This is a genomic window from Aneurinibacillus migulanus (assembly GCF_001274715.1).
Classification (GTDB): domain Bacteria; phylum Bacillota; class Bacilli; order Aneurinibacillales; family Aneurinibacillaceae; genus Aneurinibacillus; species Aneurinibacillus migulanus.
The window spans coordinates 2,421,559-2,439,139 of record NZ_LGUG01000004.1; the positions used below are offsets into that span (position 1 = coordinate 2,421,559).

General features: G+C 45.3%; 14 protein-coding genes and 1 riboswitch. Of the genes, 10 read left to right on the top strand and 4 right to left on the bottom strand.

What is annotated here, in order from left to right; genetic code table 11:
• Positions 1-61: 61 nt before the first annotated feature.
• Positions 62-364, bottom strand: a complete 303-nt coding sequence (locus AF333_RS13560; RefSeq protein WP_021623801.1) for a hypothetical protein — start codon at positions 362-364, stop codon at positions 62-64.
• A 152-nt stretch (positions 365-516) separates the two neighbouring features.
• On the opposite strand from AF333_RS13560, the gene AF333_RS13565 reads away from it, so the two are divergent.
• The 9 genes from AF333_RS13565 (at position 517) to AF333_RS13600 (ending at position 13,965) form a co-directional block, all read left to right on the top strand.
• Complete coding sequence (locus tag AF333_RS13565; RefSeq protein WP_043064035.1) at positions 517-4,422, top strand: dynamin family protein; 3,906 nt, start codon at positions 517-519, stop codon at positions 4,420-4,422.
• Positions 4,423-4,614: 192 nt separating this feature from the next.
• Complete coding sequence (locus AF333_RS37430; RefSeq protein ID WP_080787587.1) at positions 4,615-4,749, top strand: glycosyltransferase; 135 nt, start codon at positions 4,615-4,617, stop codon at positions 4,747-4,749.
• Between the two features lie 196 nt (positions 4,750-4,945).
• The gene (pepF, locus tag AF333_RS13570; protein ID WP_043064036.1) at positions 4,946-6,868 is read left to right on the top strand and encodes an oligoendopeptidase F; all 1,923 of its coding nucleotides are present in this window, start codon (positions 4,946-4,948) and stop codon (positions 6,866-6,868) included.
• Between the two features lie 143 nt (positions 6,869-7,011).
• A complete protein-coding gene (locus tag AF333_RS13575) occupies positions 7,012-7,626 on the top strand; it encodes a peroxiredoxin family protein (protein ID WP_052811717.1) in 615 nt (204 codons plus the stop codon).
• Between the two features lie 284 nt (positions 7,627-7,910).
• Complete coding sequence (locus tag AF333_RS13580) at positions 7,911-9,278, top strand: APC family permease (RefSeq protein WP_043064038.1); 1,368 nt, start codon at positions 7,911-7,913, stop codon at positions 9,276-9,278.
• Between the two features lie 30 nt (positions 9,279-9,308).
• Positions 9,309-10,943: an amidohydrolase gene (locus AF333_RS13585; RefSeq protein WP_043064039.1), complete on the top strand. Its 1,635-nt coding sequence runs from the start codon at positions 9,309-9,311 to the stop codon at positions 10,941-10,943.
• Between the two features lie 172 nt (positions 10,944-11,115).
• Entirely contained in the window at positions 11,116-11,721 is a 606-nt protein-coding gene (locus AF333_RS13590; RefSeq protein WP_043064040.1) for a TetR/AcrR family transcriptional regulator, read from the top strand.
• Positions 11,722-11,826: 105 nt separating this feature from the next.
• Positions 11,827-12,750: a DMT family transporter gene (locus AF333_RS13595; RefSeq protein WP_043064041.1), complete on the top strand. Its 924-nt coding sequence runs from the start codon at positions 11,827-11,829 to the stop codon at positions 12,748-12,750.
• Positions 12,751-12,762: 12 nt separating this feature from the next.
• Positions 12,763-13,965, top strand: a complete 1,203-nt coding sequence (locus AF333_RS13600; RefSeq protein WP_080787570.1) for an MFS transporter — start codon at positions 12,763-12,765, stop codon at positions 13,963-13,965.
• Positions 13,966-14,052: 87 nt separating this feature from the next.
• On the opposite strand, the gene AF333_RS13605 is transcribed toward AF333_RS13600, so the two are convergent.
• The 3 genes from AF333_RS13605 to thiT form a co-directional block, all read right to left on the bottom strand.
• Positions 14,053-14,670, bottom strand: coding sequence for a LysE family translocator (locus AF333_RS13605; protein ID WP_043064042.1), 618 nt, complete (start codon positions 14,668-14,670; stop codon positions 14,053-14,055).
• A gap of 24 nt (positions 14,671-14,694) precedes the next feature.
• Positions 14,695-15,159, bottom strand: coding sequence for an Lrp/AsnC family transcriptional regulator (locus tag AF333_RS13610; RefSeq protein ID WP_043064043.1), 465 nt, complete (start codon positions 15,157-15,159; stop codon positions 14,695-14,697).
• A 170-nt stretch (positions 15,160-15,329) separates the two neighbouring features.
• The gene (gene thiT, locus AF333_RS13615) at positions 15,330-15,890 is read right to left on the bottom strand and encodes an energy-coupled thiamine transporter ThiT (protein WP_043064044.1); all 561 of its coding nucleotides are present in this window, start codon (positions 15,888-15,890) and stop codon (positions 15,330-15,332) included.
• A 69-nt stretch (positions 15,891-15,959) separates the two neighbouring features.
• A riboswitch (TPP riboswitch) is annotated at positions 15,960-16,066 on the bottom strand.
• A gap of 210 nt (positions 16,067-16,276) precedes the next feature.
• On the opposite strand from thiT, the gene AF333_RS13620 reads away from it, so the two are divergent.
• Positions 16,277-17,581: a Na+/H+ antiporter family protein gene (locus tag AF333_RS13620; protein WP_043064045.1), complete on the top strand. Its 1,305-nt coding sequence runs from the start codon at positions 16,277-16,279 to the stop codon at positions 17,579-17,581.

A 17,581-nucleotide genomic window follows, 5' to 3' on the forward strand; every position in this document is an offset into this window, starting at 1 on the left:
AAAAATGCGTCTTTGCTTTTTATCCCGGTCTAAAGGGCAGTAGATCCCCAATTCACGTGCTTTATACGATAACTTGATTTCTCAATGTTTTCTTTAACTCTTTTTTTAGGCGCGGGTCTACGGTCTTAGCCTTCATAATGTGCTCGTACGCCCGATGCAGTGAATGCCAATAGCACGCATTATTGCGCTCCGGTTCCGTTTCGAGAAATTCGATATAGTGTTTGACCGTCTGATCGGTTAGCGGTTTTTTCAGCATCTCATCAGTGACGTAGACCATTCTTCTCTTTTGTTCATCTCTGTACGCAAAATACGAAAAGCCGACAATGATACTGAACATCAATACAATACATAAGAACTGCATCATCGTTTATTAAACCTCTTCTCTCGTTACTATACATTAGCTTTGTACTAGCCATGCCACATCATAGCAGAAATTATACATTTTTGCACGGGAAAGCTTATTTCTTAACAAAATCTTCAACATTATGATAAACAGGGAGGTGTTGGAAATCCATTATGTTTATACCTCAGTCTTATTTCACTCAAGCAGAAATCCATAAATGGGTGAAAAGCCAGAAGACTTCACCTCCTCAGGTTGCTGTGCGACTGCATGCATTGCTTGAGCGGTTTGAGTTGACCGGGGACCAAGTACGAGCCGCGCGATGCCGTGATCTGCTGCGCAAGGCAGAAGATACTGAATTCGTTATTGCATTCTGTGGTCATTTCTCGGCGGGAAAATCCACCATGATTAATGAGTTGATGGGTGATGACCTGCTGCCTACTAACCCTATCCCAACAAGCGCCAACGTCGTTAAAGTAAGAACCGGACCCGCACATGCATCTGTCACGTTTAAAGAAAAAGGAGAAACTGCGTTTCCGTATCCGTACGATAGCAAAGAAATTCAGGCATATTGTACAGACGGCGATCAGGTGGAGCGTGTGGAAATCACGCATCCGAACGACCAACTGCCATCAGGTGTTGCGATTCTTGATACACCGGGCATTGATTCGACGGAGGACGCACACCGCGTGGCAGCAGAATCGATGCTGCATACCGCGGATCTTGTGCTTTATATGACGGATTATAACCATGTACAGTCACGTTTAAATGGTGAATTTATTGAGACGCTGCAAAAGGAAATGAAGCCAGTATGGTTTCTGGTCAACCAGATTGACAAGCATGTGGCGTTTGAGGTGCAATTTACGGAGTATATGCGCAAAATCGTGGCGTCATTTACAGCGTTTGGGGTAGGAGAGGCGAATATTTTTTTTACAACAGTACGTGAGATGGATCATCCGCATAACGATGTACCACAATTGAAGGAACGCCTAGCTGAAGCGATTTCCGAAAAAGGGCGTCGTGTTACGGAAACGGTGCTGACAGCGGCATATTTGCTGGTGCGTGATCATCTGGAATGGCGAGAGGCGGTACGATGTAAGGAGATAAACGCTCATCTCACCGTCCTTGGTACGTATGATATGGCGGATGGCGCACGAATTGAACAGGAGCTGCTCGCCGCGCGAAAACAGGAGCAGGCGCTTGCCGAAGAGACAGAGCGGTTTGAACGTGAATTTCTTTCCCAACTGGATCGGCTGTTTAAGAATGCAAATCTCATGCCATATCATACGCGCGAGCTGGCACGCTCGTTCGTTGAATCGCAACAATTGAGCTTTCGCGTAGGACGTTTGTTTTCAGGGCGGCGTACGAAAGAAGAACAGGAGCGTCGCCTGGTTCGCTTCCATCGGGAGGTATGCGAGAATGCGGCCACATATCTCGATATTCATCTCAAGAAGATGATGCTTGAGCATCTGGAAGCATATGGCATCGAAAACGAGACGCTACGCCGGTCAATTTATGAGATGAAGGTACCGATTACACGGAATTTGCTGCTGAATGTGCTTAATAAAGGGGCTTTGTTTAGCACCGAATATGTCGTACGCTACGCTTCTTTTGTCGTGGAGGCCATACGGGAGCTATATTCCCGGGCGGCCAAAGAGAAAATGGAAGAGGCGCTAAGCGATTTGAAGGGAAACAGACAGAAAAAAGTCGATAAATTGGCCGCTCAGTGTGCAGAACTGGAGAAAAAACGTTTTGCATACCGAGCACTTACAGAAGCAGCAGCCGGACAGCAGCGTGCGTTAGAAGAAATGATGAATCTGTTGGGCGGCTCAGAAGTCGACTCGCAGTACTCACAACAAAGGGAGGAGAATAGCGAATCCTCGCGGGCATTCCAATCCTCAGAACAAGAAAAACGGAAGACACAGCCATCGATCCGAGTCAATATCGGACGTAAGCAGGCGAAGCGGCAGCCTTCCAGGGAAAAGAGCGAAGGAGATATTCGGGAACGGTCACAGCTTGCGGTGGAAGCGCTGGAACAAAGCGCGCACCTGTTGCAGGGGCTTCCCGGATTTCACGTCACGGTGCAGGATCTGCTGTCTCGTGCGCGGCGAATGCGCAAGAAGCAGTATACGATTGCACTGTTCGGGGCATTTAGCGCCGGTAAATCGTCGTTTGCTAATGCGCTATTAGGTGATAGTGTTCTTCCGGTCTCACCTCATCCGACAACAGCTGCAATTAATCATGTGCTGCCGCCGACTGAAGAACAGCCCCATGGTACGGTCCTTGTCCAATTTAAACGTGAGGAGCAGGTGTTAAGCGATGTAAATCAAGCGCTCGAAATCGCAGAATGTAAGGTGACTACGTTTGCTGAAATGGAAGCGCTGCTCGATGAGCATGAGCAGTTTGTGCGTGAACAAGAAGAAAGGAAAGCAGAGCAGGATCGTCAGGCAGAACAGGAGCAACAGGAACAACCAGAAGCAGACAAAAAGGAAGAAGAAAAGCGTGACCCGTTGGAACTTCTGGGGCGCGAGCAGTTGTTCTTTCTTGAAGCAGTGCGCACCGGCTTACACAGGATGAATGGCCGATTCGGCATGGAGCTGGCGGTTGGAATGGAGGAGCTGGCTCCTTTTGTTGCCGCAGAAGAGCAATCGTGTTTTGTGGAGCGTGTGTTGCTGTATTATGACGGACCCTTGACCCGGCAAGGTGTAATCCTTATCGACACGCCAGGCGCAGGCTCGATGAATGCGCGGCACACAGAAGTGGCGTTCAATCATATTAAGCATGCGGATGCTGTAGTGTTCGTTACGTATTACAACCACGCCTTTTCCCGTGCGGACCGTGAATTTCTCATTCAACTGGGGCGAGTTAAAGAGTACTTTGCAAAAGATAAAATGTTCTTTATCGTCAACGCCGCTGACCTCGCCGCTTCAGAAGAGGAAATCGATGACGTGCTTGAACATGTAGAACGCAACCTGCTGGCCTGCGGAATCCGCAAGGCTCGTCTCTATCCCGTGTCAAGTCAGATTGGAATGCTGGCAGCCCGGCATGAACGGCATCCGCTCTCGGGGGAAGAGGCCGCGCTATACTGCAAGCTGACCGGAACTGCAACCGATAACGGGCCGATGGCTGGAGCTGATGGCCGATTTTTTTCGGGAATTTCGCTGTTTGAAGATGATTTCCGTGCCTTTGTGGCAAGAGAGCTTGTAGATGCGGCAGCCGCGTCTGCCTTCGAAGATATCGGACGTGCGATGCGCATGCTGGATTCGTGGCGAACCGAGGCACATGTAAAGGAGGAAGCGAGAAGTCGGAAGCAGGCGCATGCCTGGAAGGCGCGAGAGGAAGCTAAAAACGTTGTATCCGCCTTTGATACAGACATTGAGCGTGGGTTGATGGAACAGGAAATCGAAGAGCTTGTGTATTATGTAAAGCAGCGGGTATTTTACCGGTACTTCGATGAATTTAAGCTGTTATTCAATGTGATGACCTTTATGGATGAGGCGGAAGAGATGCAGACGCTATTGCGCCGATATACGAACGAAATCATCCGGTTTGTAGCGTTCGATTTGGCACAGGAAATGCGGGCGACGTCACTTCGTATCGAGATGTTTTTAGGGCAAACGCTAGCGGGTATCCATCGTCGAGCAGAACGCGAATTACGAACGCTTGATAACGGTATAACGCTTGCCGTATATGAACCGCCCGAATTCTCGACGCCTTCGTTTGCTCCCGGGTTATATGAATCAAACGCCACCATGTTTGCAGATTTGCTGGCTCCGCACAAAAACCGTACAACATTTTTTACTGAAGAAGGCAACCTGCAATTGCGCGATGAACTGGAGGCGAGATTAAGGGGACCGGTCAGTGAATATGTATCTGCCTGTGAACAGGTGTTGAAAGAAGTGTATCTGCCAGCTTTTGAGCAGGAGATAGAGCGTTTACGTATAGAGTGGAGCAAACAAGTAAGTGAATATTTTGATGGGAAGCTGGCCGCGCTGACTGCGTCTGGGGATATAAAAGCATTGGATAAGGTGTATAAATCGTTGCTTAATCTATATCATACGAGAGAGAGTAAAAATATATAAGCACTGTACAAAAAATGTATAATCTTATATACTAAAATTGTATAAGCATGTCCCCTTTTTAGCCATTCTATCGTGGTAGTTAGTGTGGCTTATTCCGCCCCTGGAAATGGGGCTTTTTTTGTTGGACTAAGAAAGCAACATATACAGATATGTTGATCGAAAGAATGGGAAAAAGCATGGTATAAATCCGTCATACTTGCTGCGTGCAACGAAGGAGAAAGAATTGCGCAAACACTCCGTTCATTACAAGAAAATAATTATGTAAACTTTGAGGCGGTTGCAGTCATTAATCGTTCCAAGGATAAAACAGATAAAATGATTCGTTAAAAGAATGAAAAAATCGAAATAATCCCTACTTTTTCAAGATGGAATGGGAAAAAAGTGGGGCTTTTCTTTGTTAATAAAGGAAATACTTGCTAGTGAAACTTTTCTGAATATAATTAAAATTAACTTCTCTGTATGATACATACGAAGATGAGCATACCATACATAGTTTGATTTTTTTGGAAAAGAGGAATGAGGCATGAAGCGAAAAGTGATTACTACGATGACTGCGGCTACACTGGCGGCATCCGCCCTGAACATTTCGTTTATTCCATTACACTCACATGCAGTTTATGCGGCAGAGGCGACCAAAGGAATGCAGGTTCCGGAGTATAGGTCACGAGTGGACATCCCGGCACAATATAAGTGGAGGCTGGAGGATATTTATGCGAACAGGGCAGCGTGGGAAGCGGACGTCAAAAAGCTGACACAGATGGCCGATGCGTTTTCAAAGCATCAGGGGAAAATCGGACAATCCGCTGGAACGCTTCTGCAATCGTTGAACGATTTAAGCGATTTGATGCGGCTGCGCGACAAGGTGCATGTGTATGCTTCTATGGGATTCGATGTGAATTCATCCAACTCACAGTTGCAGGAAATAATGGATAAGGCTGAAAAATCAAGTGCGCTGACCGCCGAGAAAACGTCCTGGTTTACGCCGGAAGTGCTGGCCATTCCGCAGGATAAAATGAAGAATTATTTGGCAGTGAAAGAACTCGCCCCATATAAAACGTTTCTCGAAGACCTGGAGCGAACCAAGCCGCATACGCTTACGAAAGAATTGGAAGAGCTGCTGGCTCAGTTCTCGCCTCTGGATCAAAACCCGGAAAGCACCTATTCGATGCTTAGCAAAGATGTAAAATTTCCGAAAATTAAAGACGAAACAGGCAAAGAGGTACAACTCACACGCGCTAATTTCGTTTCATATATGGAAAATAAAAATCGTAGTGTACGCAAAGCGGCTTTTGAAGCGTATTATAAGACGCTGGAAGGCTTCCAGGATACATTCGCCCAAACGCTTGCAGGTAAAGTAAAATCAAATAATACATATGCCAAAGCCCGCAAATACCCGAATGCGCTTGAGGCAAGCCTGACTCCCAATCATATTCCATCGAAAGTATATGATGAGCTAATCGATAGCGTTAACAAAGGCTTGCCGCAGCTTCATCGCTACATGGAATTGAAGAAGAAGATGCTTGGCTTAAAAGAGCTGCATATGTATGACATCTATACGCCGAATACGGAAGCGAATCAAGCCTATATTCCATATGAAGAAGCGAAGAACATGGTACTCGAAGGCTTGAAGCCGATGGGAGACGACTATGGCAAGGCGCTCGGAGAGGCGTTCAAAAATGGTTGGGTCGATGTATATGCCACTGACGATAAGCGTTCAGGTGCATATCAATCCGGCGCGTATGATACACATCCGTACGTATTGCTAAACTACCAGGGCACCCATAACGATGTATTTACAATTGCGCATGAACTTGGTCACGCGATGCATACGTATTACACGAATAAAACGCAACCGTATATGACGTCCAACTATCCGATTTTTACAGCGGAAGTGGCCTCTACTCTAAACGAAGCCCTGTTGTTCGATAGCTTGTACGCTAAAGCCAAGACGAAGCAGGAGAAGATGTATTTATTGAACCAACGTCTGGAAAATTTCCGGACCACGCTGTTCCGTCAGACGCAATTCGCCGAATTTGAGAAGCTAATCCATGAAAAGGAGCAGGCAGGCGAGTCTCTGAACGCGGAGGCGCTGAAAAAGATGTATTTTGATATTAATAAAAAATACTATGGTCCATCGGTGGTTGATGATCAAGAAATTGCAATGGAATGGGCACGTATTCCGCATTTTTATTACAACTTTTACGTGTACCAATATGCGACCAGCTTCGCGGCATCCACAGCATTGGCTAAGCAGGTGCAAAAAGAGGGCCGTCCCGCGGTAGATCGCATCCGCGAGAAATTCCTGTCCGCAGGCAATTCTGCAGCTCCGATTGACGTATTGAAAGCGGCAGGTGTCGACGTATCAACATCTAAACCAATTGATGATGCGATGAATGTGTTCGCTGAAACACTGGATGAGCTAGAGAGGCTCGTCAATCAAAAATAAGTGAATAGCACACCTGTTGATTATCCATAAATTGGAAGGAAGAAGATGCACGCATCGGCGTGCTTCCTCGTCTTTTTCTCTTCTTTATTTTGGCTTTTTTTGGCCTATAATAGAATAGGACAGAAGAAGAAAGGATGAGAAACGTGAAAAATATTGCGGCTATTCTCGTACTCCTGGCGCTAATTGGCGGCGTACTGTACGGTACGTTGTCCGGCAGCAAAGAAGCCGACGGGACGCAGCCTCCTTCGACTTCCGCCACTTCTACCAGTATGAACGGGCAAGCGCTACCGAATTCCGGTGAAAAAACGACGACTCCTCAGGTGGAAATAGGCGTGAAAGAAGGAAATAAGGCACCGGATTTCTCGCTTGAAACGCTGGACGGCAAAACGATGCGCTTATCCGATTTGCGGGGCAAGACGGTCATCATGAATATATGGGCAACCTGGTGCCCGCCCTGTCGCAAAGAGATTCCAGACATGGTAGCATTCTATGAAAAAGCACAAAAAGAGAATATCGAAATTCTTGCGGTAAATTTGACCGAAACAGAGAGCAGTATCCCAAATGTGAAACGGTTTGTCGAAGGGATGAAGATGAATTTTCCAATTCTGCTCGATAAAAAATCGAATGTAGCCCATCAATATGAGACAACGATTATTCCGAGCAGTTTTGTCATCGATAGTAACGGAATCATCCGTAAGGTAGTACTTGGGCCGATGACAAAAGAAAAGATGCAAGAAGTTGTTAAAAGTGCTAAATAGCATATCTGATGAAAGAAGAAAGAGGCAGCGAAGGCAGACGCATTCGCTGTCTTTTCGCATTTTGAATGAAGTATGGCAGTTGGGTTTTGAAAGTAATTTTTAGTTTGACTTTTCAGTTTACTTCGTCTATATTTTTGTTAACTATCGGTAGTTAGTATAACGTTGAAGAGGTTGATAGAACAGAAAAATAATATAAAGAAGTTCTGCAATAGTAAGTATCGTCTGTCCGTGTTCGTCTGTTTTTTTATTCTGGGAAGCGGTTACACGAAGGAGGTTTTTTTCATATGAATGCATCTCCCACGCTTAAACGTTCACTCACACTCAAGCATGTCATATTATTTGGGCTTTCCTTTATGGCCCCTGTAACCGTTTTCGCTACATACGGTGTGGCAATCGAAAAAACGAATGGCATGATTCCCACCGCTTATGCGATTGCCTTGTTTGTTATGTTGTTGACGGCGTACAGTTACGGAAAGCTTGTACAGGAATACCCAACAGCCGGCTCGTCTTATACGTTTACTCAAAAGGCTATAAATCCTCATATTGGGTTTCTCGTCGGTTGGGCGATTCTGCTTGATTACTTATTCAGCCCGATGATAAGCGCGTTGCTGGTGGGCGTTTTTGCCTCTTCCTATTTTCCAGCGATTCCTATGCCTGTGTGGATTGTATTGTTTATTACCGTAGTGACGGTCGTAAATATTATCGGAATTAAATTTGCGGCCAATTTTAATACATATATGGTAATTTTTCAGATTCTGTTTATCGTTTTGTTTTGCCTATTATCGGCAAAAGGCTTGATGGAAGGAAAAGGTACAGGTGAGCTTTTTTCTATGCTACCTTTTTTTAGCCCAGATGTTCAGCTATCTGCACTGCTAGGAGTTGTACCGCTTTTGTGTTTCACTTTTTTAGGATTCGATGCGGTAGCCACTCTATCAGAAGAAACGAACCAACCAAAAACGACGTTGCCGAAGGCGATTTTTCTGGTTCCCCTGATTGGTGGAGTTCTGTACATTCTCGTAACCTATCTTGCCCAGACTGTTTTTCCGAATATTGCATCATTCAAAGACCCGGAATCGGCAGCCATGGATATATTGTTTTACGTTGGTGGTAATTTTTTAACGACGTTTTTTCTTGCGGTGACATTGACGGCGGGCTTTGCCTCGGCGGTAGCATCTGGAGGAAGCGCAGCGAGAATCTTATACGCTATGGGGAGGGAGCATATTCTACCGAATAAAATTTTCGGTTATATCTCTCCCAGGTTCCATACGCCGGTCTATAACATCCTAATTATTTCTGCCATTGCGCTTTCCTCTATGTTTTTAGATATTGTCACAGCAACGTCGTTTATTAATTTCGGGGCGTTATTTGCCTTTGTGTTTGTCAATCTCTCCGTGATTGCGCACTATTTTATTAGAAAGAAAAAGCGTTCTGGAAGGTATGTCATCGCTTATCTGATGATTCCTCTGGTGGGAGCCTTGATTACGTTCCTGTTTTTGATCAAGCTTGATGTCCATTCTCTTATTCTGGGTGGCTCCTGGTTGACACTGGGCTTTATATATCTTTTGTATCTTACGAAGCTATTTACCCAACGACCACCTGAAATGGATTTTGAAGATTCCGATCCTATTCTTTCTGAATCGGACGCTTCATAAAAAACGATACATAACGAAGGAGAGAAAAAAATGAACATTGAAAAACAAGCAGACATTGTCCTTTCAAGTCAAGCTGTATTTACAGGTTTAGAAGATGAGCCGCGTCCTGCCGCTATTGCTATTACAGATAACAAAATTATTGCGATAGGCTCAGAGGAGGAAATCGAACCGTTTATCGGAGAACAGACAAAAGTGTACAAGTATGATGATGAGTTGATTATGCCCGGATTTCATGATTTTCATCTGCACGTTATGATGGGCAGTCTTTCCTTGGAAAGTGTGAATCTCTTTACTGCACGCTCAGAAGAGGAAGCCGTAAATATGGTTCAGGAGTATGGACAGGCGCATCCAGAGGAACCATGGATTATTGGATTTATGTGGGATTCAAGCTATTGGGATGATCAAGAACTTCCGCATCGTTCTTCCCTGGATCGGGTATTTCCGGACCGACCGGTATTACTGTTTCACGCAGAAGGACACTATGCCTGGGTGAACAGTAAAGCACTGGAGATAGCCGGCATTGATCGGGATACAGAGAATCCACCATACGGTACTATCGAAAAAGATGAGATGGGAGAGCCGACCGGGATTGTAATTGAGAGAGCGATAGAGCCGATTACAAGATACGCATTTGATTTATCCCAAGCCAGGAAGACGGAGTTATTTCAGGGATTTCTGGCAGAAGCGGCCCGTTTTGGTGTCACATCAGTAAATGATTTATTCGGCACGCAAATGAACAGCAGACTGGATGATTTTCCATTGCTCCAAAAATTCGAAGAGCAGGGGAAGCTGACGGTTCGCATCCATCTGTTTCCCGTACTTGACGGCGATTTGAAGCGAGCCGAGCAACTGCGTAAGACGTATGCATCAGACAAGCTAAGAGTGTCGGGACTGAAACAATTTATTGATGGGGTCATTACTAGTCGTACCGCTTATCTTCTGGGATCATATGCCGATATGCCAGGGGTAGAAGGTCATGCTGAATTTTCTTTAGATACGCTCACGGAGTGGGTCGTTGAGGCGGACAAAGCGGGCTTTAGTGTACGTTTTCATGCGATTGGAGAAGGTGCTATCCGTATGGCGCTCGATACGTTCGAAGAGGCGCGGAAGCAGAACGGGGTAAGAGATTCTAGACATTCCGTGGAGCATGTAGAAGTCATACATCCTACTGACATCCCACGTTTCAAGCAATTAGGGGTTATCGCATCCATGCAGCCCGATCATTTCGCCCTGTCAGAGAGAAACGTCTATACTGAGCGGATTGGTATGGAGAGGGAAAAGTATGTATTCGCTATTCGGACATTGAAAGATGCCGGTGCAAAGCTAGCCTTCGGGACCGATTTTCCGATCGATTCCTTGAACCCTATGCGACAGCTATACCGGGCCATAACGAGAGTGGACAGCGGCGGTGTAGATGTATGGAATCCGGCAGAACGTATTACATTAGCGGAGGCGATCCGCGCCTACACGTCCGGTTCGGCCTTTGGTACATTCAGGGAGCATGAACTGGGTACACTGGAAGTGGGTAAGCTTGCCGACATTGCAGTACTGGATCGTAATTTGTTTGATGTATCAGCCGAGGAAATTCTTGATGCGCAAGCAAACCTGACAATCGTGGACGGAAGCGTGGTATTTGAGAAAAAAACAGGTGCACTCAAGGCATAAAAAATAAAGGCTAAGCACAAGATACACGTGATTCTTTGCATATTGTTGATGGAAGAAGACTCTGCCAGTTTATGGGCAGAGTCTTCTTGTCATCCGGTACTCCTTGTTTTGGACAAGCAATCGTTGACTGCTTATAATTGTAAATAATAATTATGAACAAGGTAGGTATGAAATGACCAGAGACAATATTAAAGCTGCTGCGTTAATTCTCTTTGCAAGGAATGGGTATGAAGGAACGTATTTATCCGAAATTGCCAATCAAGTCGGCATTAGAAAACCTTCCATTTACAATCATTTCTCCAGTAAGGAGGAACTGTTCTTATCTGTTTTTGAAGATGTGATGTGGGCACATGTCAAGCAAATCGAAACTTTGGTAGAGAAGATTAAAGACGCTTCCGTGGAAGATAAGCTTTATCAAATTTTTAATGATACATTTCAGATGTATATAGAAGAGGAAGAAGTGACCGCTTTCTACAAAAGGGCAGTGATTTATCCTCCTGAACATTTAAAAGAGTTTATTCGCGAGAAAATCTTTGTTTCAGAAGAAGCACTATCCTGTATTCTTCGTGATATCTTTGCGGAAGGGATAAAAAATAACATTATCAGAGAAGAAAAAATGGAAGTGTTATTAGCTTCTTATTATTGTCTCATCGACGGAATGTTTATGCAATTGTCTTTTTATGGGGAAGATACAATAAAGCCGAGGGTCAAAAGTGTATGGCAGAACTATTGGCGGGGAATTGAAAACGTGTCGTACAAAAGCCAAAAAGTACACTAAATAATCAGGAAGAGGCGTGCCCGAGAAGCACGCTTTTTTCGATCCTGCATTTTGAAGGTTACTATCAAAAAGATAGTAAGTGGAGGAAAAAGCTGTTATGCTTGAATGGAAAAGAGAGAAAGGGTGAGTGGAGTGTGGATATTCTATCTGTTGCTGCTCTGCACAAGCATGCTATGGGCGGGCAACTTTGTCGCGGGGAAGTTTCTTGTTGGGCACGCTTCTCCGATGGTGTTGACCGATATGCGCTGGGTGGCGGCGATCGTGTGCCTTCTTCCCATTGTATGGTGGAAGGATAAGAAGCTATTGCCGCCCAAAAAGGCAATATGGCCATTGTTCTTAATGGGATTGACTGGTGTCGTTTTGTTTAACCTATTTATGTTTTTAGCGCTTGAACGTACGTCGGCAGACAATGTCGGACTGCTTTCTGCGCTTAATCCGGTGGCGATTGCCATCGTTTCATTTTTTTTGCTACGAGAGCGTATGACGCGTCGCCAGGTCTTTGGCATGATTGTATCGTTATTTGGTGTTATTGTAGTGATTTCGCACGGGGACCCGGTTCGTCTGCTTCGTCTGCATCTGAATGTTGGTGACCTGTATATGTTATGCGCAGTCGCCGTTTGGGGATTATATTCCGTGACCGGTCGGTGGGCGATGAAAAGTGTATCTCCGTATATGTCGACATTATGGAGCGGTATTTTCGGCGTGCTCACGTTGCTGCCGTTCACGGTGACTTCGATGAAAATAACAGAACCGAGCCCGTCATTCTGGCTCGCAACAATATATGTCAGCGTGGGAGCAACCGTGCTTGCGATGTTGTTCTGGAATATAGGCGTACAGCGTGTGGGAGGAACGAAGTCGGGCGTCTTTTTGAACTTTAATCCGATTTTCACTGCGCTGCTATCGTTCTGGTTGCTTGGTGAGGCGATGACAGGAGTGCAGCTCTCCGGAACAATACTTGTGATTTGTGGCGTATATTTGTTTACGGCTATACCACGCCGTAAGAAGATGAATGTCGTAACAAACATGTAGAGGAGGGTATATATGGGTGCAATTTCATCTAAGCTCGTACAGCAACAATCAGGTGAAAAGTCGTTTACTAAGCTAAAGAAAAGATTTGTCTATACGATAGGCGGTTCACACCTATTGAATGACATGATGACAGTAGGGATTGTTCCTGCGCTGTTACCGTTATATAAGCAGGCGTTCAATTTGAATTATACACAAACAGGACTTATCGTTCTCATTTCATATTTAACTTCATCTGTAATGCAGCCTTTATTCGGGTATTTAACCGATAAAAAACCGAAACCATGGGCTCTGCCTCTAGGTGTACTCCTGACCGGACTCGGGTTGTCCATTACCGGTTATGTTACGAATTATTATTTTCTGCTTCTGGCGGTGGCTATCTCTGGATTAGGGTCAGGAATTTTTCACCCTGAATCGAATCGGTGCGTGTTTTTAGCCTCTGGTAATGAGAGGGGAAAGGCGCAAGCGATTTATCAGGTCGGTGGTAACTCCGGGCAAGCATTGGGAGCATTGTTAATTCCGCTGTTTCTTTTGTCATCCGGATTAAAAAGCATGTGGGTATTTTTTCTGTTAGGTATATTGTCATTCGTTATGACGATATGGATGATTCCTTGGTATAAAGAGCAATTAAGCAACAGTATGAAGCTGAAAAAGAAACTTCAGGGTAAAAGCTATCCAATTGCTATGCTGCTCCTCCTCATTGTCGTTATTTTGCGTTCATGGGTACAGATTGGCGTAGCTGGATTTTTACCGTTCTATGGTCAGGAAAAAGGTATCTCGTTGCATCAGGCGGAAATTTACGTATTCCTATTTCTCGGTGCAGGTGCGATCGGAACGTACATTGGCGGACAAATCTCGGATCGACTTTCAAGAAAATCCATCCTTTTATGGTCATTGGTTGCCTCGATTCCATTCTCAATCATAATGCCGATGGTAGATGGGATTATGCTCCCTATCATTTTGTTTATATTTGGTTTTACAATCCTGTCTTCCTTTGCCGTAGGCGTAGTATATGCTCAGATGTTAATGCCGAACAAAATCTCGATGGTATCGGGCTTAATGATTGGGTTTGGTGTAGGAGCGGGAGGGATTGGAGCAACGTTTATGGGAGCTATTTCCGACCATTATGGCGTAGATGTTGTTATGCATTTATTTAGTATTTTTATAGTGGTGGCTGTACTGTTTACGTTATGCATTCCGAGTGATAGAAAGCTATAGAGGTTGGTGGAAATAAGCGCAGAGCCGTTCAGTAATAACGGGATTTCCCCGTAAGCTGAACGGCTCTTTAGGATAAAACATGAATACTTATGCTAAAAGAAAAGAAAAAATAATGCGCAGGGCAAAATACAACAAAACGATTCCTAAAAGACGATCAAACCAAACCCGGTACTTTCCATAGAACGCCCTGAATTTCGCAGAGGAGATAAGGAGCGAGAGTGCGGTAAACCAGAGAGCTACAGCGACCACGATTTCAGCACCGTATATCCAGCGTACCGCCGAGGAGGTATCAGGAGTTAAAAACTGCGAAAATACGCTTAGGAAAAACAATGCTGCTTTTGGATTCAGGACGTTGCACAAAAAGCCGTCCCGGAACCCGTGCAGCGTTTTTTTTCGTCCGACTGCTTTCTCGACCGCTACATCCTCTCCATCAGCTGAAGCCGTCAGCGCACCATATCCAAGCCAGATAAGGTATAATGCACCCATGAGTTGCACCGCATAAAACAGGCCGGGGTGTTGTTGTAGCAGGAAAGCGAAGCCGAAAACCGTATAGGCGATATGTATAATGAGAGCGGATGCGATTCCAAGAGCAGTGGCCGCACCGACTCGTGCTCCAAAGCTAAGACTGTTCTTCATGACTACGAAAAAATCGGGTCCCGGGGAGATACTCGCTAGGATACCGACAAGAAAGACTTCTACAAACATCGTTTCACCCTTTTCCTTGTAGAGCTATTTGACGCCCCAATCGTATGATTGCTTATTGATTTTTAACAAGATGGAGGAGTCTGTTTCTATGATGCCTTCGATCCGGCTTAATTCCTTAGTAAGAATCCGATAAAAATCCTCCGCAGAAAATGTAAGGATTTCGATAAATAAGTCAAAAGATCCGGTGGAAACAGCAACAAATCTAATCTCAGGAATTTGCACCAGCTGTTCAATGATACGCTCCAACTTATTCATTTCTACTTTCAACCCGAGCATAGCTACAGTAGACATTCCGGTTTTGAAAGGATCGACCACACCGACGACTTTGAGAATGTCGTGTTCCATCAATCTCTGTACCCTGTTACGTACCGTACCAACGGTAACACTAAGCTCCTCGGCAATTTCCGTATAAGACTTGCGCCCATCCTTTTGCAGGAAACGTATAATGGCCTTATCGATTTCGTCTAATGATATACTGTTACGTTCCATATGTCCCCTCCTTTTTTTGATTGTAAATTGCATAAAATATAAAATCAATAGATTTAAAATGAAAAATTTATATTTTATAAAGGTATTTTATATAAAAAATTAAAATGATGATGCTGGGAAAGAATGCGTATATAAAAAAGACGCAGCCGACGAGGCTACGTCCTATACGATTAACGCGAGAATGAATGTGGTGTAAGCAGGGATGTGCGCGAAGACAATAATAGTAAAATAATAGTGCTGTTAATTAAAATCTCTGGTACAAGGTATGATACGTTATATAGGAAGGAGTACCAGGCGACCGGCATTCCTTCTGGAGCAAAGCTGCCGAACCAGATGACACCAGAACCAAAATGGCAAAGGAATTGGAGCGAAGCCGCGAGCGTAATGCCGAGCACAGCCCGTGTCATAGTAGCCATTTTACTGGCACCACCTGAAGCGGCGAACAGACCAGATAAGCCAATGACCGCATAAGGCAGCGGATAGTCAAGCAACACTTGGACAGGATGGACAATATAACCTCCGATCATTAACTTCAGTAGTCCTACGATAAGTCCGGCGGTGAGCCCAGCTTTGACTCCACGGCGGAATGAAAGCAATACAATCGGAATCATGACAAGTGAAATAGATCCGCCCTGCGCCCAGAAGCCGCCGAACTGTATGAAGCTCAGCGCATAGGCGAGTGTAGCCATGATCGCCGTCTCTAGCATGATAAGTAATCTTTCGTTTCTCATTATTTTCCCCCCTTGCTAATCCATAATTTTGCACAAAAATGGCACTTCCCGCAAAAGAGAAGTGCCTACGCACAAGTGCTCGAACTTCCCTACGCTGGCATAACCCAGATCAGGTACAGGGGTTTTGAGTGCGGGTACTCAATCTCAGCTGCACAGCGGCACCCCCAGTTCGAAGCAGTATGAAAGATGTATGTAATAGATTGGGTTCATTTTAGCATATTCTTTGCTTATGGCAAAGCGAAAAACGTGAATTCGCAGACAAACTGATGTGCATCGTTTCTTGCTGTTTTATTATGGATAAATTAAAATTATGTTATTTTACTTGTCAGAAATTCTTTAGTATGGTATAACTTCATCTGTCTACCAAGCTAAAGGAGGAAGCAGAGTTGTTTAACGCAGTTGTTGTGTCTGTGCTTGTTATCGTGGTTCTTTCATTGCTGCGGATTAACGTTATTTTCGCGTTAATTGCAGCAGCGGTAACGGCCGGGCTTATCGCGGGCCTGCCGCTTACAGAGACGGTATCCACGATGATTGAAGGAATGAGTGGGCAGATGGAAACCGCACTCAGCTATGTACTGTTGGGGATGTTTGCTGTCATGATTGCCCGTTCCAATATTACAGCTATTCTAGTGAAAAACTTGATTCGTGTGCTTGGAGGCAAGCGGAGTATCCTGCTTGTGACAATCGCATTTGTGGCGTCGCTGTCGCAAAACGCAATCCCGGTGCATATCGCATTCATACCGATTTTAATTCCACCGTTGCTTGGTTTGTTTAACCGGATGAAAATTGACCGTCGAGCGGTCGCGTCCGCACTGACATTCGGCCTGCAGGCGCCGTATATTATGATTCCTGCAGGTTTTGGACTTATCTATCATGGGATCGTAGCTAGGGAAATGGCGAAAAATGGGATGCCTGTTGATGTATCGCTGTTTCCGAAAGCGATGCTCATTCCTGGGATTGGCATGGTGCTGGGACTGTTTGTCGCACTTTTTATTACGTATCGTAAAGGAAGAAAGTATATAAATAAAGAAGATATGTTTGCGTCTTCAAGTAAAGAAGAAGAGAATGTTTCATTTACCAGCAGACATATGCTCACGCTGGTGGCGATTGCTTCCGCGCTTGGTGTACAGCTATGGACGGAGTCCTTAGTTATCGGTACGCTGACAGGGATCCTTCTGATGTTCGCCTTTCGGGTCGTCCGCTGGAAGGATGGAGACGATGTTGTGCAACGCGGGGTAGCGATGATGGGATTCATCGCCTTTGTCATGCTGCTCGCCTCAGGTTATGCATCCGTGCTGCAAGAAACCGGAGCGGTGAAAGAGCTCGTATCTGCTAGTGGTGACATGCTGAAAAGCAATCAATTGCTCGCAGCGGCGATGATGCTGCTGGTCGGGCTCCTCATCACAATGGGGATTGGGTCTTCATTCGGTACAGTGCCGATCATTGCCGCTATTTATGTACCGCTTTGTTCAGAGTTAGGTTTCTCGGTACTGGCTACCGCCGCACTTGTTGGAACAGCGGGTGCGCTTGGCGATGCGGGTTCCCCGGCTTCCGATAGCACGCTTGGTCCTACGTCCGGACTTAACGCTGACGGCCAGCACCACCATATTTGGGACACATGTGTGCCTACGTTTTTGCACTATAACATTCCGTTGTTCGTATTCGGCTTGATTGCCGCCATGATACTATAA

Bases quoted from the DNA above. Each gene is read 5' to 3' on its own strand.
- AF333_RS13605 (WP_043064042.1), bottom strand. From the start codon at position 14,670: ATGTTTGTAGAAGTCTTTCTTGTCGGTATCCTAGCGAGTATCTCCCCG.
- pepF (WP_043064036.1), top strand. From the start codon at position 4,946: ATGAAGCGAAAAGTGATTACTACGATGACTGCGGCTACACTGGCGGCA.
- AF333_RS13595 (WP_043064041.1), top strand. From the start codon at position 11,827: ATGGAAAAGAGAGAAAGGGTGAGTGGAGTGTGGATATTCTATCTGTTG.
- thiT (WP_043064044.1), bottom strand. From the start codon at position 15,890: ATGAGAAACGAAAGATTACTTATCATGCTAGAGACGGCGATCATGGCT.
- AF333_RS13580 (WP_043064038.1), top strand. From the start codon at position 7,911: ATGAATGCATCTCCCACGCTTAAACGTTCACTCACACTCAAGCATGTC.
- AF333_RS13610 (WP_043064043.1), bottom strand. From the start codon at position 15,159: ATGGAACGTAACAGTATATCATTAGACGAAATCGATAAGGCCATTATA.
- AF333_RS13600 (WP_080787570.1), top strand. From the start codon at position 12,763: ATGGGTGCAATTTCATCTAAGCTCGTACAGCAACAATCAGGTGAAAAG.
- AF333_RS13565 (WP_043064035.1), top strand. From the start codon at position 517: ATGTTTATACCTCAGTCTTATTTCACTCAAGCAGAAATCCATAAATGG.
- AF333_RS13590 (WP_043064040.1), top strand. From the start codon at position 11,116: ATGACCAGAGACAATATTAAAGCTGCTGCGTTAATTCTCTTTGCAAGG.
- AF333_RS13585 (WP_043064039.1), top strand. From the start codon at position 9,309: ATGAACATTGAAAAACAAGCAGACATTGTCCTTTCAAGTCAAGCTGTA.
- AF333_RS13560 (WP_021623801.1), bottom strand. From the start codon at position 364: ATGATGCAGTTCTTATGTATTGTATTGATGTTCAGTATCATTGTCGGC.